Annotated in this window: 12 protein-coding genes and 1 riboswitch; of the genes, 3 read left to right on the top strand and 9 right to left on the bottom strand. The window is 39.1% G+C overall.

Annotated features, from left to right (window positions below; genetic code table 11):
* Positions 1–10: 10 nt before the first annotated feature.
* The 4 genes from QKW49_RS01790 to QKW49_RS01805 all read right to left on the bottom strand — a co-directional run bounded on the left by QKW49_RS01790 (position 11) and on the right by QKW49_RS01805 (position 6806).
* Positions 11–1411 (bottom strand): TrkH family potassium uptake protein, encoded by a 1401-nt coding sequence (locus QKW49_RS01790; protein WP_282865886.1) that lies wholly within the window; start codon positions 1409–1411, stop codon positions 11–13.
* A 154-nt stretch (positions 1412–1565) separates the two neighbouring features.
* A riboswitch (cyclic di-AMP (ydaO/yuaA leader) is annotated at positions 1566–1692 on the bottom strand.
* Positions 1693–1944: 252 nt separating this feature from the next.
* Positions 1945–2796: a formate/nitrite transporter family protein gene (locus QKW49_RS01795; protein WP_282865887.1), complete on the bottom strand. Its 852-nt coding sequence runs from the start codon at positions 2794–2796 to the stop codon at positions 1945–1947.
* An 81-nt stretch (positions 2797–2877) separates the two neighbouring features.
* The gene (pflB, locus tag QKW49_RS01800; RefSeq protein WP_282865888.1) at positions 2878–5097 is read right to left on the bottom strand and encodes a formate C-acetyltransferase; all 2220 of its coding nucleotides are present in this window, start codon (positions 5095–5097) and stop codon (positions 2878–2880) included.
* 362 nt (positions 5098–5459) lie between these two features.
* Complete coding sequence (locus QKW49_RS01805; RefSeq protein ID WP_349239048.1) at positions 5460–6806, bottom strand: transposase; 1347 nt, start codon at positions 6804–6806, stop codon at positions 5460–5462.
* Between the two features lie 259 nt (positions 6807–7065).
* On the opposite strand from QKW49_RS01805, the gene QKW49_RS01810 reads away from it, so the two are divergent.
* Both QKW49_RS01810 and QKW49_RS01815 read left to right on the top strand, forming a co-directional pair.
* Positions 7066–8805: an IS1634 family transposase gene (locus QKW49_RS01810; protein WP_282863996.1), complete on the top strand. Its 1740-nt coding sequence runs from the start codon at positions 7066–7068 to the stop codon at positions 8803–8805.
* Positions 8806–9156: 351 nt separating this feature from the next.
* Positions 9157–10146: a tyrosine recombinase XerC gene (locus QKW49_RS01815; protein WP_282865889.1), complete on the top strand. Its 990-nt coding sequence runs from the start codon at positions 9157–9159 to the stop codon at positions 10144–10146.
* A 71-nt stretch (positions 10147–10217) separates the two neighbouring features.
* Here QKW49_RS01815 and QKW49_RS01820 read toward each other — a convergent pair whose 3' ends face one another.
* Genes QKW49_RS01820 through QKW49_RS01830 form a run of 3 tightly spaced genes read right to left on the bottom strand, consistent with a single transcriptional unit; the run spans position 10218 to position 12735 of the window.
* On the bottom strand, positions 10218–11072 hold the full coding sequence (locus tag QKW49_RS01820) for a metal ABC transporter permease (RefSeq protein WP_282865890.1): 855 nt from the start codon (positions 11070–11072) through the stop codon (positions 10218–10220).
* Complete coding sequence (locus QKW49_RS01825; protein WP_282865891.1) at positions 11069–11860, bottom strand: ABC transporter ATP-binding protein; 792 nt, start codon at positions 11858–11860, stop codon at positions 11069–11071. Before QKW49_RS01825 ends, QKW49_RS01820 begins: the two co-directional genes overlap by 4 nt.
* A complete protein-coding gene (locus tag QKW49_RS01830) occupies positions 11857–12735 on the bottom strand; it encodes a zinc ABC transporter substrate-binding protein (RefSeq protein WP_282865892.1) in 879 nt (292 codons plus the stop codon). The genes QKW49_RS01825 and QKW49_RS01830 overlap by 4 nt, the downstream gene beginning before the upstream one ends.
* A 209-nt stretch (positions 12736–12944) precedes the next feature.
* Here QKW49_RS01830 and uvsE point away from each other — a divergent pair, with 209 nt between their 5' ends.
* Complete coding sequence (gene uvsE / locus QKW49_RS01835; protein WP_282865893.1) at positions 12945–13907, top strand: UV DNA damage repair endonuclease UvsE; 963 nt, start codon at positions 12945–12947, stop codon at positions 13905–13907.
* Between the two features lie 76 nt (positions 13908–13983).
* Here the strand turns inward: uvsE and QKW49_RS01840 are convergent, their stop codons facing one another.
* Both QKW49_RS01840 and QKW49_RS01845 read right to left on the bottom strand, forming a co-directional pair.
* A complete protein-coding gene (locus QKW49_RS01840; protein ID WP_282865895.1) occupies positions 13984–14148 on the bottom strand; it encodes a hypothetical protein in 165 nt (54 codons plus the stop codon).
* A gap of 56 nt (positions 14149–14204) precedes the next feature.
* Positions 14205–22292 (bottom strand): S-layer homology domain-containing protein, encoded by an 8088-nt coding sequence (locus QKW49_RS01845; protein ID WP_282865896.1) that lies wholly within the window; start codon positions 22290–22292, stop codon positions 14205–14207.
* Between the last annotated feature and the right edge of the window lie 246 nt (positions 22293–22538).

Here is a 22538-nt window from a genome sequence, read left to right on the forward strand (position 1 = left end):
AGTTCCTCCCTTATCCTACCATTATTTTTCCTTCAGGGTATTTATAATTCGCGTTGGATTTTTTCATTTTAATTGTAAGTGCTAATGCCATGGTCAGTACGCCTACTCTTCCAAAAAACATAGTCATGATAATAGCCAATTTACTCACAGTACTTAGTGATGGTGTTATTCCCAGAGACAAACCTACTGTACCAAACGCTGATACCGCTTCAAAGAACATTTCCATAAAACTAGCCTGTTCAAAAATTGATAGAATAACAGTTGTTCCTACAACAATAGAAAGGCTGATGACGGTAATAGCTAACGCTCTTAGTACAACTTGTACATTAACCCTTCTTTCAAAAATATTTGTATCTTCAGATCCTTTCAAAACTGAGATAATCGCAAATATAAGCACACCGGCGGTCGCAGTTTTAATACCGCCTGCTGTAGAACCTGGAGATCCGCCGATAAACATAAGTATAATTGTAAAAAACTTTGATGCATTTGTTAAATCCGGCAGCGGCAAAGTATTAAAACCTGCTGTTCTTGGTGTAACCGACTGAAACATGGTTGCTAAAAATTTACCTTTTACTCCGAGCGGTTGCAGTGTGTTTGGGTTATTATATTCTAACAAAGCGAAAAACAAAAAACCGGTGATTAATAAAACTGCTGTTACCATTAATACTAATTTTGTATGAAGCCTTAGTTCCTTAAACCTTTTCACTCTATAAACATCATCCCAAACCGAAAAGCCCAGCCCTCCTATAACAATAAGTGCCATGATTGTCAGGTTTACCATTGTATTATCTACATAAGATACCAAACTGCTGAATTTCTCTTTTTCTCCCATCAAATCGAAGCCTGCGTTACAGAATGCTGAAATAGCATGAAAAATGCCTTTATATATTCCGTTTGCAACACCAAATTCGCCGATAAACTGGATGGATAGTATAATAGCTCCGGACATCTCAAAAAGCAAAGTACCCAAAAGGATTTGTTTTGTGAGTCTTACCATGCCTTCTAGGCTGCACTGATTCAGCGATTCGGCAATTAATAAACGTTCTTTTAGACCGATTCGCCTTCCTAATACCAAAGAGAATAATGTAGCCATAGTCATAAAACCAAGCCCGCCAATCTGTATAAGAAATAGAATCGTAATTTGTCCAAATAAAGTCCAATGTGTATAAGTATCCACTACAACTAATCCTGTTACACATACAGCTGAGGTAGCCGTAAACAATGCATTGATAAAGCCGATACTTTGTCCGTCTCTAGAAGCAATAGGAAGGTTAAGTAGTATCGCGCCAATAAGAATGACTGTTGCAAAACCAATAGGAATCAGTTGGGCAGGAGTAAAGCTCAATATTTTTTTTATTATTCTTTTATTTATATAATTCGTAAAAACTACCCCCTTCGAACTAAATACCATAGCAAATGATTACTCTTAGATCTTGAATGATTTTTACTATTAAAATCTATTTCAACAGATATAATATTATTTATATATCTGAAAATTTTGTATACATATGATATTCCAAACGTAAAAAAACCATGGAGAAACCATGGTTGCATAAATATCCAGTTATCTCCTCCTCCATCGCTTACGAGGTTAGCTGTCGGACTCGGATTGAAAGAGTTATCCTATCTTTTCAGAATTCGCCCCTATAAATGGATCCCCCGTTTCATATTAGAATTCAGCGTAGGATATTCAATTTATTATCTAATACTAGCACTCACACAAATAATCGTCAAAGTTATCTAATTTGATTATTGTCATTGATATGGACTAAATATACTGATTGTTGCTATTTATGATACAATTGCTTCATATAACACTGTATATCTATATATAAATATATTTATAATACTTGTACCTATTAGAATAATTGTATAAAAAGATATCGTACCGATTATAAAGAGAAACCGCTACGATATCTTTCATTAACAGTATTTTTATACGTTTTACGCACTCATTTTTAATTTTGTCTTCGGTTGTTTAATATCATTTCTCAAGTATATAGAATGATATATAGTTCCTATAATCAGCCCTCCAACGAGGTTTCCCAAAATTACGGGAATGAAATTATTCGGGATAGCACCTACTGTTAAATGTAACAACTCATCTTTCGCCAACCCAGAGATATCGATATAGTTCATATTCCATGATGCCAGTATCCCTGCCGGAATATAATACATATTTGCGACGATATGTTCATAACCACTCAAAATGAATAACATAATAGGAAAAAAACATGTCAATATCTTGCCTGCGGTATCCTTAGCAGAGTACATCATCCATACGGCTATACATACAAGAAGGTTACACAATATACCCAATAAAAATGCCTGATGAAAAGGATACTCTACTTTATGAACAGCTTTTGTCAGGATTTTTCCGACAATCATGCCATTCGCACTTTCAAGTAATCCCGAATAATTTACTATAAGTACAATTATTATTGATCCTGCCAAATTTCCCAAGAAAACAGTGACTAAATTTAAGATCATTCTTATTACAGTTGTTCTTTTTTTGAGAACCGAAATGATCATCAATACATTTCCGGTATATAAATCCCCTCCTGCAACTACTACCATCATTAATCCCGTTGAAAACACGATCCCTGCGATAAGTACGGCAATGCTATAATTACTGATGGTTGCAGTGGCCACGATACTTCCAAAAGCAGCTAATGCAATAAAAATGCCACCCATGACTCCTAATAAAAAACTTTTATTCAGAGAATTATCTGCTTTTGCTATCCCTATCTCTAAGGTTTTCTCCGCAATTTGCTCAGGCGGTAAATAATTATTCATACACTTTACTCCTTCTAAGATTCGCATATTTCAATAAATTAGGGCAAGCATATCTGCCTGCCCCTATATCAAAAACCTCTCCTAGAATCTATCATGGAAAGTTCTATTGATAACATCCAGCTGCTGTTCTTTGGTCAATCTTATAAAGTTAACCGCATAACCCGATACGCGAACGGTAAGCTGCGGGTATTTCTCAGGATGATTCATGGCATCCATCAAAACATCTTTATTTAATACATTCACATTGATATGATGGCCGCTTTGGCTGAAATACCCATCCATTAACGCAGACAGGTTGTTATACTTTTCATCATCCGATTTTCCCAGCGCACCCGGGATAATGGAGAATGTATAAGATATACCATCTTCGCTGTAGTCATATGGCAGTTTCGCCACTGACATCATTGAAGCGACGCATCCTTTTGTGTCTCTCTTATGCATCGGATTAGCACCCGGCGCAAAAGGTTCTCCATGTTTTCTACCATCGGGAGTATTACCTGTTTTCTTACCATATACTACGTTTGAAGTGATGGTCAGGATGGACATGGTAGGTTTGCTGTCTCTATAAGTTTTATGTTTACTTAATTTGGACATAAAGCTTTTTACTACATTCACTGCGATTTCATCAACTACCGGGTCATTGTTACCATATTTAGGATAATCCCCTTCGATTTCATAATCTACAGCTAGTCCTTGGTCATTTCTAATCACTTTTACCTTTGAATGCTTAATTGCAGATAATGAATCAACTACTACAGATAAACCGGCAATGCCGCAAGCCGATGTTCTTAGTATTTCTTCATCATGCAAAGCCATTTGCAGTGCTTCATAGCAGTATTTATCGTGCATGTAATGAATGATATTCAGTGTATTGATATATAAGTTGGCAAGCCATTCCATGATGGTATCGAAACGCTGTATGACTTCATCATAATCCAGATATTCAGAGGTAATAGGTACATAGGCCGGAGCAACTTGTACCCCTTTGATTTCGTCTTTTCCGCCATTGATTGCGTATAGCAAGGCTTTTGCCAAATTCGCTCTTGCACCGAAGAACTGCATCTGTTTTCCGATTTTCATTGCCGATACACAGCATGCGATTCCATAATCGTCTCCAAATTTCTCTCTCATAAGATCATCGTTTTCATACTGAATAGATGAAGTTTCAACAGATGCCTTTGCACAATACTTCTTAAAGCTTTTCGGCAGCCTTGTAGACCATAATACCGTCATATTCGGTTCCGGAGCCGGTCCTAAGTTGGTCAATGTATGCATGAATCTATACGTCATTTTTGTAACCATATGTCTGCCGTCTATGCCTATACCACCAAGAGCCTCGGTCACCCAAGTCGGGTCACCTGAGAATAGGGCTTCATATTCAGGCGTTCTCAGGAATCTTACCATCCTTAATTTCATCACAAAGTGATCTACCATCTCTTGAATTTGCTCTTCTGTATACTTTTCTTGTTCCAAGTCTCTTTGCGCATAAATATCTAAAAAAGTAGATATCCTTCCCAAACTCATTGCGGCACCATTTTGCTGTTTAATAGCTGCAAGATAAGCAAAATACAGCCACTGGATTGCTTCTTTTGTATCTTGGGCAGGTTTGCTGATATCATAACCATAGCTTAATGCCATCTCTTTTAGTTCTTCCAATGCCCTGATTTGTTCACTCATTTCTTCACGTTGTCTTATAACAGGTGAATCCATGGTGTCAAAAATATAATTTTTCTTTGCTTGCGTCTTTTTCTCTATCAGGAAATCCACACCATAAAGAGGTACTCTTCTGTAATCACCAATAATTCTTCCTCTGCCGTAAGCGTCCGGTAATCCGGTAATAATGCCGGTACTTCTTGCTTTTTTCATTTCATCGGTATAAGCATCAAAAACACCGTCATTATGTGTTTTTCTATATTTGAATACATTTTCTACATCCGGGTCCATCTCGCGATTATATGCCTTAAAAGATGTTTTGACCATTCGAATTCCGCCAAAAGGCATAATCGCTCTCTTTAAAGGTGCATCAGTTTGAAGTCCCACAATTTCTTCAATATTTTTATCAATATACCCGGGTTTATGTGATGCAATGGTGGATATAGTTTTTTCATCAATATCCAATACACCTCCATTTTCCCTCTCTTCTTTCATCAATTCCGAAACTCTATTCCAGAGTTTTAAAGTCTCAGAAGTAGGTGGTGCCAGAAAGCTTTCATCACCATCATAAGGTGTATAATTCTTTTGTATAAAATCCCTTACATTTATTTCATTTTTCCATATTCCAAGTTTAAGATTGGTATTCATATTGATATCCCCCTATTCTTGCTTGCAGTTTAATCTGAAAAAACAGAATGTATTGCAAGCCATAAGTATATATTGTATTATGTTTTATATATTCCACTCAAAGTACAAGTCTAAACATATTTATTAACACAATATACAGTATATTGTATACAATGTACTGTGTCAATATCTATTATGTCTAAGATATGATTAAATCTTCCTTTTTTCAAAGAATACGTATATCTACCTGATAGAATATTAACCTTTCTGTGTCTCTTTTCGTTTAGCTCATCTCCCTAGCAAAATCGCAAATAAAACCTAAATAACTATAGTTTTGCAGAAAACTCTTGGGTAAATGTGTTACCATAAAAACCCACTGTGCATTATGCAACGAAGTCCACGATAGCATCTTTATCCAAGACAATTTCATGCTGTTCCGCTTCTGGTGCGGAATCAGCGAATACAAGTTTTCCCAAGGCATACTTTCTCAAACAATACCGTAGCTTGGAAAAACTTAACTCTGATACCCAAGGGGTATCCCCTGTATCGGAAGTAATATTTAACCATTTGCACTTGCCATACTTTATAAGTACAATTTTACCAATATTATAGGCGATACCAACAGTGTGTAAAAATCGTAATACAGGTAATAAGCTGTGGTGTTGGTATTCTCCAAAACCGAGATACTGCTTAACATCGCGTATTGCCAATTCTATTGAAAAACGGGAACCGTATATTTCAATAATCTGGGCAGCAGTGAGGGTTGTATCTGTACTGATTAATGCCATTAGCTTACCTTTATTAGTATGGAGCACTACCGTACGAACCTTTTTGGATAACTTGAGCATGCAAACATCGGCTACAGCAATTTCTATAGTTTGAATTTTGCCGTAAAGCTGTACAGTAACAATTTCATGTTCGGTAAGATTCCAAAGTTCACGAACTTTAATTTGTTTGCCATATTTGGGCTTACGACCCCTTTTTTTCTGCGATTGCGGTTCAGGGTCTAAACGTGCTACAGCATCAGCTCTTAATTTAGTAACAACATCAATGCCTTGGTCAAGCAATGGCTGAATAAAAGGTTTGTTTGCAAAGTATGCATCTTCTACGGTACGTAGTTTATGACCGCTTTGTAATACCCATTGATTTAACTGGAGTATTTGAGCATGTGCAACATCCCAGATTTTTAATGGTTCTGCTTGGCCTGATTGATTACATTTCCATTGGCTCTTTGCAAGCTTTCCTGTAACGAGTTTAAAGGAAATAAGGAAGCTAATATATTGGTTTTTGAAAAAGCCTGTAATACCAAGTACTCCCCAGTGATGTCCTATAATATATTCACCAGCATCAGCATTACCGCTGTGGTTATCCCATTTTTGAATGCCGATTACTTTCTTAGAATCTTTTGCATTCAAAGTAGTATCAAAGCAGGCTTGAATCTTACCATGTACCATGAGTTCATTTGGGAACAAGTTCAGAAGCAGCAAAAACATTTTTCTTATAACTTCTGTATAATCCCATTTATACTCCGTAAAGAACCTACACCAACTAGATACGTCTTTACGAAAGAAAAAGCAATGCCGATACAGCTTTCTGGTAGTTTTCTTGCCTGGAACCACAAGTAGGCACCATATATAGCAAATAAAATAATTATAAGTTTTTATGCATTTAAAGCATTCTTTTGGAAATAATAGTAACTGGATTATTTCCATAGGAATGTAGATAGTCATTGCAGAATCGCTCCTTTTTAAGGGATTGGGCCGGTGCCCTGCAATATCTATATTCCTATTTTATTGTGCTTTTATGCTGGTAATTGATGCATGTAATTTAAAAAGTGCAAAACTATAGTAAATAAGATTATATGATACTTTTATAATAAAACTCACATTCAGCATGAATAAATTACCATGCATTATTTATGTAAACTTGAATGGAATTTAGAACTTTTGGCGAATCTCTTTTATATACAAAATTATAGGAGTGATTCGTATGGCAAAAGCTTCAAAGAAGTCACATAAACACAAAAGAAATAAAAAGCGTAAAATTACTATACTGCATCCGGCAAAAGTAGAGCAACCTTTGATCCTTCCTTTTGCTTTACTGCTTGCAAACAAGTTTTTAAAACTCATTGGTTTTGTTGAATTCATAGATGGTAGTGTTGAATGGGATGAAAGTCATTGGAAAGTGTCTCCCGGTAATTTAGCTAAGGCCGTGATATTGGCAACATTTATGCAGGTACGAGCCCCACTTTACAGGATCAAGCGGGCATTTGCCGGTTATGATACTGAAGCATTGTTTGGCAAAGGGGTTATGCCAGAACACTTAAATGACTATTCCATCGCACGTGCATTAGACCGAATCAGTGAAGCTAAACCTGAAGGATTGTTTTCATCTATCTGTTTGTCTATGTACAGCGTGTTTCATATTGCTTTCAATCGGCTGCATTCTGATACAACAACATTGTCCTTTTATGGGCAATATATGTGCGACGATGCGCCGGAGGGTGCTTTGAACATCACCAAAGGATATAACAAGGATCACCTTCCGCATTGCAAACAGGCCGTAGTAGGTAAGATTGTCAATGAACATGGTATTGCCGTAGCCAGTTCAACTATGGATGGAAATACTTCCGATATTGAATGGAATCAAAAAGCCTTAGCCCTTACAAAGCAAATATTCGGAGATTGTTTGAATGAAGTAACTTATATTGCTGACTCTAAGCTTATTAATCTGCCAACGTTCAAGCAGCTTACCGATCCAGACAACAGGATACGGTTCATATCGCGGTGTCCTGCAAATTTTTACGGCAAGGTTGCCGGAAGACTGATCGAGAAAGCTTATAAATTTGATCAATGGACTGATATCGGTCAGATAGGTTCTGGCAAGAACGCATGTACCTATGAAATGCAGGAGTTTATGGAGGCTGTTGAAAATTGTGATACCCGGTTTATTGTTGTCCGCAGTAGTGCGGGAAAAGATCGTTTTGAGCATAAGCTGGAGAAGCAACGTATGGAGCTTAAAAAAGATATCCTGACATTATCGGGCAAAGTATTTGTTTGTGAAGCGGATGCCCGTGAAGAGTGGGCTCGCTTTGAAAAAGCTCACAAGAAGAGTCTTTTTCTATTTGACGTCTGTTTCAAGGAAGAAAAAACAGAAAAAAGACCACGTGGTAATCCGGGAAAAAATCCTAAACCTCCAGTTATCGTAATATCTTGGCGTGTAACTGTACACATACAAGCAGAAAATGCTACAGCTGTGGAGAAACTAAAACACGAAGAAGAATGCTTCGTGCTGATCACAAGTATTCATGAGACAGAATTTGATGGCAAGGAGATCCTCCGTCAGTACAAAGAACAAACTGTTGTTGAGGCGCAGTTTAGACTGTTGAAAGAACCTGCACTTGCAGCTTCAATCTTTTTAAAAACGCCAGAGCGAATTAATGCCTTGGTCATGCTCATGAACATCTCACTTCTGATTCGTGCAATTGTTCAGTACAAGATTCGTAAAAGTATCAATGAATCAGAAGAGGAGCTTCCACGTATTGGCTGGAATAACAAGAAGCTTGAAAACCCTACCATCAAATATGTGCTTGAAGCTTTAGAAAAAGCATACTTTGTGAAAGAACAAGAAGATACCTACAGTTATGGGTTTTATAGCGAACACCAACAATTAACTGTAACAACAGTGCTGGAACTGCTAGATATAGACATTGAAGAATTCTTAGAATGACAGTTAACACGACATCCATAGTAATCTCGAAAATGTATTATTAATAAAAGGGATATATTGGGTTGCCGGAGTTAGTGGTATACCTTGGTTCAGTGCGCTTTTTTTACGTAAGCTATGGTAAATCCACTAATTCTGACCGTAATCATGCTCATTAGCAAGTTGATATATCGCTACGCAACATAAAAGGGTAGTGGTAATTTATTCATGCTGAATGTAAGATAAAAAGAAAAGTTTGAAACTTTAGCAGTAACACTTTATAATATTATTAAAGTATTGTTCCACTTAACACAAATATTAGCCTGATGTATCTTATATCTATGGGCATATCATAAATTATGTGAGGTTTTATAAATGAAAAAATTTGTTTTTGATGAATCACCGGTCATACTGAAGGATTTTTTGAATTATATGGAAACCATTAGAGGTAAATCTAAAAACACTATTAAAGAATATTTTTATGATTTAAGGGTATTCTTCCGTTTTTTAAAGGTATACAGAAATATTATTGAACCAAAAACGATTGCTTTTGAAGAAATTACTATAACCGATGTGGATATTGATCTTTTGAAAACGGTCACACTAAGCGACTTATATGCCTTTATGTCTTTTATGAGCCGCGAGCGTGATAACAGCGCAAGTTCCCGCGCAAGAAAAGTTGCCAGCATAAAATCATTTTTCAATTATATTACCAATAAAGCAAAACTTTTAAAAACTAATCCCGCCAGTGAACTTGAGACGCCGAAAACCCAAAAAAGGCTGCCAAAATATCTTACCGTGGATGAAAGTATGAAATTACTGTCCGTGATTTCAGGTAAACATTCGATAAGGGATTTTGCTATTATTATTTTGTTTTTGAACTGTGGTATGCGACTGTCGGAACTTGTAGGTATCAATATCAGTAATATCAAGAGTGATACCCTTACCATCATTGGAAAAGGCAATAAAGAAAGAACGGTTTATCTAAATGATGCTTGCAGAGAAGCTATCGATAATTATTTAAAAGTCCGTCCCCGGGATGGTGTGAAAGATAGGAATGCTTTATTTCTAAGTGAGAGGAAGCAAAGAATCAGTAATAACATGGTACAGCGTATTATCAAAAAATATATCATTGAAGCCGGATTGGATCCTCAAAAATATTCTACCCATAAACTAAGGCATACGGCGGCCACCCTAATGTATAAGCACGGAAAGGTGGATATCAGGGTACTGCAGGAGATACTTGGTCATGAAAGTATTGCGACAACAGAACTTTATACACATCTGGATAATGAGCAGCTCAGAGATGCCGTAAACAGCAATCCATTATCGGATTATAAATCTGTAAAATCGGATAAATATTGAACGCTGAAAAAGCAACTCTGCTATTACTAAAATCAGGTATTAAATAGCCGAGTTGCTTTTATTTTTTCTTGTTATCGCTCAGCCGTAAACGGCATTGTCGGTGTTTTTTTTCTTTTCAGTTGTCTATGTAGTGAGTGTACTGCATAGGATAAAAGGTAGCATACCACGGACAGAATTACAATAGAAGCTCCGGATGCGATGTTCATTTCATAGGATACCCAGAGTCCGGATATACAAAAAATATTTCCAAAAACAATTGAATATACCATTCTGGATTTAAGGCTTGAAGCTAATATTCCTGCAACCGCCGCAGGGGCTGTCAGTAAAGCCAGTACCAAAATAATTCCTACTACCCGTATCAGAACTACCACCGTCAATGCAATAAGTATAAGAAGCAGATATTCAAGAAAAGCGGTCCTTATTCCTAAAATCGCAGCAAATTCTTCGTCAAACAGATATGCCTTCCAGTAGTTGAACAACGTAAGAATGATAAAAACAACAAGTAAGGTCAAACCTGACATTAAGTAAATATCCTCCTTAGTTACGGATAGAATGCTGCCGAAAAGATAGGAAGTCATATCCGGAGGATATCCTGGCATCAACCCTATAAAAAGGATACCCAAGGCCATTCCTAAAGACCATAATAAGCTTATAACCGTGTCAGAACGGGCGCCGCCTTTTCTTTTGATAAAACCTATACCAAGTGCAGCGCATAAAGAAAACAGTAACGCTCCTAAAATAGGTTCAAAACCCATAAGATATCCCAGCCCTACTCCGCCATAGGAAGTATGGGCAATGCCTCCGCTCATCATGATCAATTTCTTTTCAACAATCACAACTCCGATAATACCGCAGACGACACTTGCTAAGATACCTGCAATCATTGCATTTCGAAGAAACTCGTATTGAATCATCGCTGATATCAAATTACTTTATCCTCCTTATGTGTTTTTAACACCCTGTGGGGTACCCCATGAGCAATAAGGTCAACAGGACAACCGTACAAGCTGTTTACAATGTTTTGATTGAGTTCGGTTTCCCCGTGATAAACCAGCCGTTCGTTAAGGCATGCCAGCTTCCGTACCTGTGATGAAACAGCTAGCAAATCATGGGTTACAAGAATAATGGTCATATTTTTATTGAGTTCTTCGAGCAGCTTGAATATCTGATCCCGGGATTTTGCATCTACACTAGCGGTAGGTTCATCCAGCAGCAAAAGCCTCGGATTGACGGCAAGCGCTCTGGCAATCAGCATTTTCTGAAATTCTCCTCCGGAAAGTGCATTGATTTGACGATCTGCAAGATTACAGATACCTACTTTTCCAAGCAATTCCTCTGCTGCATTTTTGTCTTCTCTTGTGAATTTATGAAATAGTGACAATTTTCTGTTTAACCGTCCTGTTAACACTACTTCCAGAACCGTTATTGGAAAGCGCTTATCCAGTCCTACAAACTGTGGGACGTATCCTACCAGTGTTCCAAGTCTTCCAGGTCTTTTCCCGTACACATTAATAGTTCCTGAAGTCACCGGCACCAATCCGAGGATGGCTTTTAATAACGTACTTTTTCCACCCCCGTTAGGACCTATAACACCTAAATATTCCTTGTCTTCCACATCAATACAAATATCGACCAGCGCGGGTATCTTATTGTAATGAACAGTGAGATTGTCTATATGAATAGCTTTTTTATTCTCATCATTCAACTTATTCATTTCATTGCCTCAGCGATGGTTTCTGCCATGTTTTTGAGGTTTGCAATATAATCCGGTGAAAGGGGCTCAAGCAGAACCTTATTTCCTCCAATCTCTTGAGCAAAGGCTTCCGGCTGCTTGCTATCAATTTCCGCTTGAGAAAAAATAACTTTTATATTTTCCTTTTTTGCAAGATCAATTACCTCCTGCAAGTGTTGTGGCGTCGCCTCTTTTCCGTTTTCCTCCAAAGAAACCATTTCAAGGCCATAATCATCCGCCAGGTATCCATATGCCGGATGGAATACGATGAACTTCTTATTTTTTACCTCTTCGAATGTTGTTTTTATGTTTTCATCCAATTTATTCAGTTCTTGTATATAATTTTGAGCATTTTTTTGATATGTATCTTTGTTCTTCTCGTCTAACGAACTCAATTCCTGTGCTATCACTTCCACCATTATTTTTGCTCTTTTGGGAGAAAGCCAAATGTGCGGATCCCTTTTTCCGGGAGCAAATTCCCTGTCCGGATACTTACCTGCAACCTTTTCGTGAAGCTCTATTACTCTCATACTTCCGGCTTTAGGAAGAATATTAGCTTTTTCTGTAGGAACTCCAATTGTAAAGAATATTGATGCTTTGCTGAACTTCTCCATTTCCATAGGAGTTGGTTCATAATTACCAGGACTGTTTCCTGGTGGAACCATCGCCACTACCTCTGCCAGCTCACCACATACGGCTTCCACCAGTGTTTTCTGTGGAAGAATAGTTACTGCAACGGTTATTTTAGCATCACCGCTTGCTGTGGTTTCATTTTTCTTACTGCAGCCTGTAATAAATGAAAAACTTAAAGCAAGCATTAAAACAAGAGTAATGACAATTGTGCTTTTCTTCTTCATGTATAAACCTCCTCATGTTGAATCATTTTTAGTGTTTTTTTATTTGCAAATGATTTGCATTTACAACTAAAGATTATATCTCACTTAATTTCTATTTGTCAATATATATTTTTGGCATATATTAACTGTTTTATAACAAAAATAAACATTCATATGAAGTTGTGTGATCATTTTTTTATTATTGGAGAAAATAATTTGGGTGATGTTTTATGATTATTAGACTGGGCTATGTCGCAATGACATTAAATTTAAAAGATTGTTCCCCTTCTAAGACGGTCACGGCCGCAACCTATAACAAGATTGATAATGAAGAAGGTAAAAAAAATAGACTTCGAAGAATAACCCGTACAAATTTAGAGAACACCTTAAGAATCCTTAAATATAACTTGGCACATGAAATAGAGGTTTATCGCTTCACCTCTAAACTAGTTCCTCTGGCTACATATACGCCTGTAGAAAACTGGAACTACGAAGAAGATTTTATAGAAGAATTCAAAGAAATAGGCGATTTCGTAAAAGAGAATGACTTTAGGGTTAGTGCGCACCCTGACCATTTTACGCTGATCAACAGTCCTAATCCGAAAGTATTTGAGGACTCACTACGTGACCTTGAATACCATTATAAGATATACCGTGCGATGGGGTTAAGTGATAAGAAATATAAGCTGGTGCTGCATATCGGCGGTATGTATGAAAAAAAAGAACTGTCCATACAAAGATTTATAGAGAATTTTAAAAGGCTGCCGGAATATTTTAGCAATAGGCTTATTCTAGAAAATGATGACAAAATATATACAGCCCCTGATGTATTATCTATTTGCAAGCAGTTGAATATTCCTATGGTTTTTGATGTGCATCATTATGCATGCAATAACTCAGGTGAAAATATCATTGATATTCTGCCGGCCATCTTTGACACGTGGAATAGTGAATATTTCAAACCAAAGATTCATTTTTCCAGTCCTAAAAGCGAAAAGAAATTTAGAAATCATGCAGACGATATCGATGTCGATGAGTTTATAAGGTTCTTGGATATTGCTAAAGAACTGGACCGGGACTTTGATGTAATGCTTGAAGCAAAAAATAAGGATAATGCTTTGTTTAATTTAATGGAAAAGTTAAGGGATAAACAGGGTGTAAATATTATTAATCAATCAACAATAGAATATTAAAAAAACAGCATAAAACCATTGTATTGATCTGGTTTTATGCTGTTTTTTAATTCTATAATGTTTTGTTAGCTTGGCATTAAATATTTTTCTTAACCTCATCATCATAATCTTTCAGCGGTACACGAGGAACATTAGTAAACGCACTTTTGCCGCCTGAGACCTGTACCAAGCCTTCATCGGAAAACTGCTCAAACTGTTTTTCCGGCTCCTCTTGTTTTTCTATTTTTTTATTTTCAGGCATTTTTATCACCCCCCTTGCGTCAATATGCCGATTTTAACCCAACAAAGAATAACGGATCATTGAGAGGATATCTCGGTATAGCTTTTTAAAATTGTAGAAATAAGCTTGGCTGCTTGCGCACGCGTAAGCTTCTCTTTGGGATAAAACCTTTTTTGTTCATCCCCTTCTACAATGGACTGCTCTTTTAATACTTCTACTGCATCTTTTGCCCATGCAGAGATATGATCAGCATCAAGAAAATGCTTGTTATCTGTCCTTTCAAACCCTTTTCCGGATAGTGCAATAAATTTCGTCAGCATCACGGCCATTTCTTCCTTGGTAACCGGATGATCCGGACGGAAAGAACCGTCCTCATAGCCATTTATGATATGATTGGCTGCACCCCATTGAACATAATTGTAATACCAACTGCGCTCATCAACATCGGAAAAATGCGGTTCACCCTCCCGTTCTTGGGTTAAGATATCACTTGTCTGCAATACCTTTAAAAACTCAGCACGTGTTACCGGCTTTTCAGGCTGGAAGCTGCCGTCAGTATAACCGTTTAAAATAGATCTGGCCGCAAGAAAACTTATATTATTCTTTGCCCAGTGGTTCTTCAAATCATCAAATGTTCTTGGGTTTTCCGATATTTGATAAATCCCAAATTCCTTCAGAGGTATATATATCCGTCCTTTACTTTCATCAAAAAACGCTTCCGTAAGGACCTTATCTTTGAATTTAACGATAACACTGTCGGTATTACTGCTATCATTCAATTCATAATCTATAAACATATATCCCGCTGCACCAAGCACTTCTTGCCCATCCGTCATCATCTTCACAGAGACTTCTTTTTCACCTGCTCCGGTAATAAACATCATTGTAGTTGTACCGGCACCGCGGACCGCATTGACCGTATCCTCCGAAAGGACGATATCTGCCTTTAAAGCAGTAATATGGATCGCATGAACATCGTCTCCGATTGCATCCTTTTCGAAAGTCAGCGCTATCTCTTGTGCCGTATTCACACCAGGTATGTACAGTATATTATTGATGATATTATTTTGTACAACTTCCCTTCCTATCGTAACGGTGCTGCTTACCACAGCCTTTGGAACCGACTGGCTTTGTCCGCTTGATGTTTCGGATGAAGAAGAACCTCCCTCTACCTTCACCGCAAACGTCTTTTTAGCGCCATAGGGCTGAAGGTATGCTGTCAATAGGGTTTCGCCCTTCCCGATCCCTCTGAGTACATTGCCTTCTATATCAGCAATGGAGGTATCCTGTACCGTATATATGATCTCGGCATTAGGGTAGATATCAACAGGTTCATAATTCAACATTAAGCTAAGACTTTTTCCTTTCTGAAGCGTGATCGCTTTGTCGGTTACATCCTCTAATGTGATGTGTATGGGCCGGGTAGGAAATACATCCATGGAGACGCCCTTACCTTTTCTTATTTCTGCCGTATTGTCGGTAACCACCGTATAGGTCCTTACAAAGCCGAAGCGGTTAAAAGCCTCAGCCGGAACATCCAGCACACCTTCACATTGTTTAAATTCTCCCGGCATGATCACGCCTACTTCTTGTTCCAAATAAACCTTGTTTTGTATCCCTAGTTGTTCCGAAGAAACGAAAGGCCCGTTAAAGTTTACTCTCACAATATCATTTTCCACCGACGGCATATTGCCTGTGTTATAGATGTTGAATAAAGCTTTCATTCCTTCTTCATCCTGATAGAATTCAAAATCTTTTATTTCATACTCCGGCGCGATTTTGATTTCACTGCTGCTGCCGGATGTGATACGGTTGGTGTCTTTATTGGTAATCACGGCTTCCAATGAAAGATTGTCAACATCCTCCGGCAGCGTCCATTCAAATGAGATGTTTTCAATACTTCCGGGCAAAACCGGTAAAGTATTTTCAATCACCGCAACCTGCCGGCCTCTCACCCCACTATTGAGTTCATAGACATCCACCTGATATCCTTTCTGATTTGCAAGCACACCTTCATTTTTTATTGCCATGCCCACTGTGATCATTTCTCCGGGATTTGGCGTTTCATCGGACAGACTAAATCTTTCAAGCTTTAAATTGTTGTCCGGCATAAACTCCGTAGCTTTAAGCTTCATATCCTTAATCAATACAGGCGCATCCGGGTCGTCCGTATACTCCTGAACAAATTCATTATGGACAATATATACTTTGCCATCTTCATTCACTGCCAATGACAGTTCATCGTTATACAGTCCTGATTTTGTAATCTGGTATTCCTGTGACCAAACAACCGACTCCGTATTGTCAGCTGCTTTTGTTTTAATCATTGCTGCAGCAAAGATTTCCTGACTGCCTTTTTGGGTTTCTTCATCAATTACAGGCTGCGCCCAGACAATATATAGATTATCATGTTGATCCTGAACTACTTCGAAGCTGTGCAGGATAGGTTGTATATCGGTATTTTCCGACGCCAGTACTACCGTGCCGACTTTTAAATCGTAATTTTCTTTTATGGTGCCATCGGCATGGATACCTTCTTTAATCAACGTCGTAACATTAATATACCGTATCGACGTATCTCCTTGCAGCCAGAATAAATATGTTTCCTCTCCTTTTCTAATTAGTTTTGGAATTGCGTCATTTCCAACATTATCGGTGACGCGGACAGGTTTATATGTGTTGTGCGTATGAAAATCATAAACCTGGATAAACAATTCCCTGTCGCTTGATGTATCCTTAATATTATCTTTATCAACGGTGTATGCATAGACACCCAATCCATTATAACTAATCGCGTTGAAATCGGTAATGATAGGATCCTCCATCCCAAATTGCTCGATGGGCGAAGGAAGAAATCTCTGCCCTTTCCAATCTCTTATCAGGATTTCCGCATCGGCAGGATTGCTTAATTCATTGTCATAGTAATAATCTCTCAACCACCGCCCTTTGCCGTGGTCGTACAACATATATACGATGACGCTGTTATTTTGTGTCATATCTAATGAAGCAACAAAGTCATCACCAGCACTGCTCTTCACATAGTACACCACGATATCACCGGTGGATTCGTCGTAAATTGCATGAGGCATGGAATCATAATAGTCATCCTCCGTCAACCGTACGATTTTCCCGATGGTCATTTTTGTTTTATTAAACATGGTGGTATAGATTTCGGTCTTTTTCAGGAACTCTATCGGATCTTCAGATGTAACAGCACCCGGCGGGGTTGATGTCCATGTAATCACTACATTTTCACCCGCATCCCGTATATGGGGCGTAAAATCCGCAGTACCGTCGTTTTGTATAGTTACAGGCTTACTCCATCCGTTTCCGTTATAAACACTATACTGCAATGCGGTCCTTTGATTGGATTCTCTTTGCTTGTCATCGGCTAAAAATACCAGCAGCATTTTTCCGCCGCCTATATCCATTAATTTTGAATCCGGCCGGTCATAGCCATTTTCGATGAGGGTTGTTTGTTTTAATTCTTCAGATGCTCCAAGCAATCTCATACTATAAAGCCTATTGTTTTCCGGCAGCCAGTCCGACATTTGATGAATATAATCTCGGCTTTTATACTGAACCTGGTCCGTCTCTTGTTCTTCAATATCATTTCCCGGCGCCGCCAGCGCATTGACAATCCTTCGCTGCGTTTGACTTTTAGCATCTGCGATGTCTTTATAATATCCGAAATTCAGATCATCAAATTCATAAATGGGAATAGGAATGGACATTAAAAATGCATCTGCCCATAGTTTCAGCGCAAAGGAAAGTCTCAGCCCATGGGTATGGTAGGCCGGATAATATGTTTTAACGGTAGGATACCAAATATAGGATGCCACCATCTCGCCGCCGCCGCGCACACCAATGGTTCCCGCAAGTCCTACCCCGGCGAATATTTGAATGCTTCCCAAACCTTGAAGAGCGGCATCAAATTTCAAGCTTTTTTCCAATTCATAGGACTGATTGTTCAGTCCTCCCACCGTAATCAAAGGACCGTTGGGATCTGCTAAAAAGCCTCCTTGCATCAGGGCCGATATATTGCCTGCGACGCCGATATAGCAAGGGATAAAGACGACCGGAAGCAGTGTATACCAGGTCACTTTGAATCCGGCGGTGACACCCAGGAAAATCCCTCCGCCCATCAATTCAAAATCCTTTGTATCCCGGATACCGAAAGTAAGGGAAATACCTACAGCAGGACTCACCTTAAACTGAGGCGCTCCCATCGCGGCCAGTCCGGCCTTCGCGGCCGATGCGTCGGAAAATCCATCGGCAAATGCCTCTTTAAGTCCATCGGTATAGGACATCGAATCGTAATCTTTATAATTATCTGCCGACATGCTCACATTGTTGGGCAGATAACCGAATCTCATTTCTATCAAGTTGTTGGGCTTCTGCGTGATGGTAAACATGACATTGCTGAAAGCAAATGCGGAGTTAAAGCTTCCAATCAGCGGCAGCTCTATAAATGACGCATTTGTAGGCACTGTAAAGTTTTGAGTCACCGGCTCCTTATATACCGACGACACAAACACAAGCCCCGTATCCTTGGCAGTAAGCTTTGTTGTAGTAAACTGTCCTGCCCCTTCTTCCTGTGTAACAGGAGGAATATTGATCTCCATTTGTACAAACAGTTTATCTCCCGGAGCATAGCTCTCATTGCCCGCTGTTGTCAGCTTGGACGTAAAACCAAATCTGTTGGTGCCTGAATAGCTCCGCACACCCGGTTTTGTAAATTTTTTCGTATTGTTCTTATCCATGACGATAAAGTTTACTCCGGCGATCTCTTTGCCCTTTGCATCAATATCCACCATAAAAGTGATCATTTCCTCATTGATAAGAAGTGCGTTATCAAATTCCGCAAGGGGCACATTTCCCGAATATGCGCTTACCGACGTAAATACGGGAATCTCGGTGCCGTCGCTGGGCAAAAGCACTTCGGAAAGATTTACCGCCTCGGCTTGAACGGTTTCGGTTTTAGGCTGATTTGTTGCCGGATCAACAATGGTTGTGACAAAAGTCTTTTTTGAACCTTCTGTTTTTGGCAGCGTATATTCCCTCAAGCCCTGCTTGCCATCCGAAGCAACAAGGTATCTTATGGTTCCGCCATAAACGCCAAAAAATGGAGATAGTTCAAATTTTCCATCGTCGCCTACCAGCGCCATGGACCCGCAGCTGGCAACAACCGCTCCCTCCGCAGCAAGATAAGGGTTTGCACCGCTCTTATTTCTGATGGAAATATTATTATGATAAGCTGTCCCGTTTAAAGAAAAATAACCCGCTTTGACTTTTATGCTGTCTACGGCACTCAGCCAGATTACATTGTCACTGGTAAGGGTTTTGGCGGAAAAGTAGAATATATTTCCGCTGTAAACCGTATCGTTTCTGGCTTCTTTCCACGTAGGTACATACCGGGAATTTTTTGTGTTGACCGCCAGCGCATAGTTGCTTTGGAACTTAGGATTCTTATCGATTACATATTCCCAATAACTTCCTCCATCTGTGGTTTCTGTGGAAGTAAACAGTCCGCTTCCCGTATTGAAATACTGACTCACATCATTTTTATTGACACGCACTACAATTTTATTATCTTTTTTCTGGAAGACCGGTGTCAATTGCACTACAGGGGTATTGACCGCGTAGGTACACGTATCCCCCGATGTCACATCGTATCTGCCGCTTAATTCGGCATTTTCATTCTTATTTTCTTTTGTTTTATATTGTACATGACCGGTTCTGTAATCATCGGGTGAGAAAGGCACAAACTTAAGGTTGATCTTATCCCCCAGATGATATATCCGATCCACATATTGCCGTCCTGCCGGTGCAGTGAATCCATCAAAATATCCTTCACCCTGGGTTGTAAAAACCCGTACTTCCGAATCGATATATTCAAAAACAGGCTGTACGGTAAAGCTGCCCCTTTTAGAACCTGTTACCCCGGGTACGTCGTTGTATGATATCACATCGTTATATTTCTGCAAAAACAGATTGTCTATTTTTATGTTTACAACCGTTTTTCCGGGCGGAACGGAGCAGATCACTTCAGACTTAGTATTATTGACAATCCTGATCTCTTTCAGCCTGGCTTTGGCCGTATTTTTTACGGAAATGGAGAATTCCTCATCCGCATATTTCTCTACCATCGCACTGTCGCTTGAAGTACCCTTGAGTTCTGCAGCGGTATATTCAGGAATGGGAATTTTTGTTCCATTTCCGATATCAAAGGTTAAAGGATCGGCTGCTTTGAAATGAACCTCGAATTTTCTTTTTATAGGCGTAAGACTGTATAGATGTGTGGTAGAGGAATTGCCGGTTTTTCGCTTTTCGTTTTCTACTGCCAGAGCCTGTACTTTTGCAAGTCCAAAATAAAGCGTGTCGGTTTTTCTGCTCCATCGTTCTTCATCGGTATCGTAAAGGCGCGTGGAGGTATCTGCCCCACTATTCGTAATGCCTCGGGCAAATACCCTGGTGGAAACAAAAGCCGGCTTGCTCGATTCTTGTTCCCAGTTTATTTCAACACCGTCCCAATCATATCTCCCATTCGCACGGAAGACCGCCGAATAATTGCGTTGAAGGGCATTGCCTCCATACCAATCTATGATTGCCATCTTGGTAGTATCATCTACAAGATCAATCTGTGCTGCCGATGTTCCGGTCCACTCTTCCCAAAAGCTATTATACGCCCAGCTTATACTGTATTTGTTCGTATTATACTGATTGACCCCTCCAAAGTTGGCAGTATTGCCGGTTGCCCGCATCAGGCTCAGATCAAGGGCCGCACCTTTTGTAACAGTGGATTGCGCCGCAGTTGATCCGGAACTGTTGGATGCCGCTCTTAACGCGATACGTGATGTCTTCCCTTTTTCAATGATTACGGTTGCTTCTCCTGTCCCCTGAATCGTACACTGTTTGGGGTCTGACAAGACCAGCTTGAATTGTGCGCTGTCATTAATATATCCACTGTTTACAGGAATCTCAACGGTTCTCTTTTGTATACCGATAGGAAAAATGATATCCGCATCCACCGGTGAATAATCTCTTCCGGCAACCGCATTGCCCGCAACGGTTTTCATATTTACCGATGCAATGGAATTAAGAGCCCCTTCCCGGTAAATTTCCACAACTGCCCGATCCTCCTGCGCATAGATCTTTTCCGTTTCAAAGTACACCTGCGAGAGTATTTTCGGCTCGTCATCGTCTATTGTAAACATGGCGCTTGAGAGTGCGCTGTTATTCATACCTTCCGATGCCGCGCCCAGTACGACGGCAAAAATCCTCTGGCCGTCGGAAACCTTATTATCCAGTATTTCAATCTCTATAAACCGTTCTTTTATACCGGCTTTGAACGGTATATCTAAAGTTGCTCCTAAAAGATTGCCTGTTAAATAATCCGCCAGTTCCCCTAGGCCGTCAATCATATCCTGCTTTGCAGACATGGGCTGCCTGTCCGATTTAATGCCGGTAAACAACTCTTTTCCCCTTAATAAAGGGCTTGCAGCTCCTTTGCTATATACAGCAGCAGAAACAGTTTTTTCTGCAATTACATCTTGAGGATTTAATGGAATTTCATCAGGAGATGTTTCCTCTGTCAGAGAAGGTTCTGCATCTTCTCCACCATATACGGCAGAAGAAACGGTTCTCTCCTCACTTTCGGAATCCATTCCCGGCGCGTCTTGATTGTCCTGCGCCGCATCAAACATTTCTTGCAATAGCTCCACATCAGGTTCCGCAGATGTCTCTTTTAAATCCTCCGCCGTGCCGATCATCTCTATCATGGACCGATTTTCTTGAGAGGTTTTTACTTTTTCGCCTCCGATAAGCGGCATGCCCTTTAATCTAATGATATAATCTTTTTCGTATTTTGCAGTAATGTCTATGATTTTAAGCTGCACATTGACGTCATCCGAGGCATCTCCGCCCCTGCCGATCTTTAGTAAGTATTTTCCGCCTTCGCCTTCATAAAAAATCTGAGATGAGGTAGATATGTAGAATAGATTATTTTCTAAGATTTCATCCGGTATAATATGTTGTTGAAGAATTTGCGCTTCATCATCCGATGCAAAAACCAATGTTTGGGGTAAAAGCATACTGATAATTAAAAGCATACTAATGATACGCATTAAGACTTGATATTTTTTCCCACATATAATTAATCTCATTTCTGTAAATTCCCCCTCTACTTTTAAAACAACGTCTTATACAATTACCTTTTTTGTATTCTGATAAGTGTAATACCCTCACCTCAGAATACCGCTGCCTTCATAATAGCAAATATTTTTTTCAAATAGTAGATTGTTGTCGTTATGATGTTCTATTTTATTGCTTTAGTAAAATTCATTCACCATTTGGCTGCATTTTTCCAAGGTATTATGCCCTCCTAATTTTCATTTCCATATTTACACAAC

The organism is Petroclostridium sp. X23 (assembly GCF_030013905.1).
Taxonomy (GTDB): Bacteria; Bacillota; Clostridia; order SK-Y3; family SK-Y3; genus X23.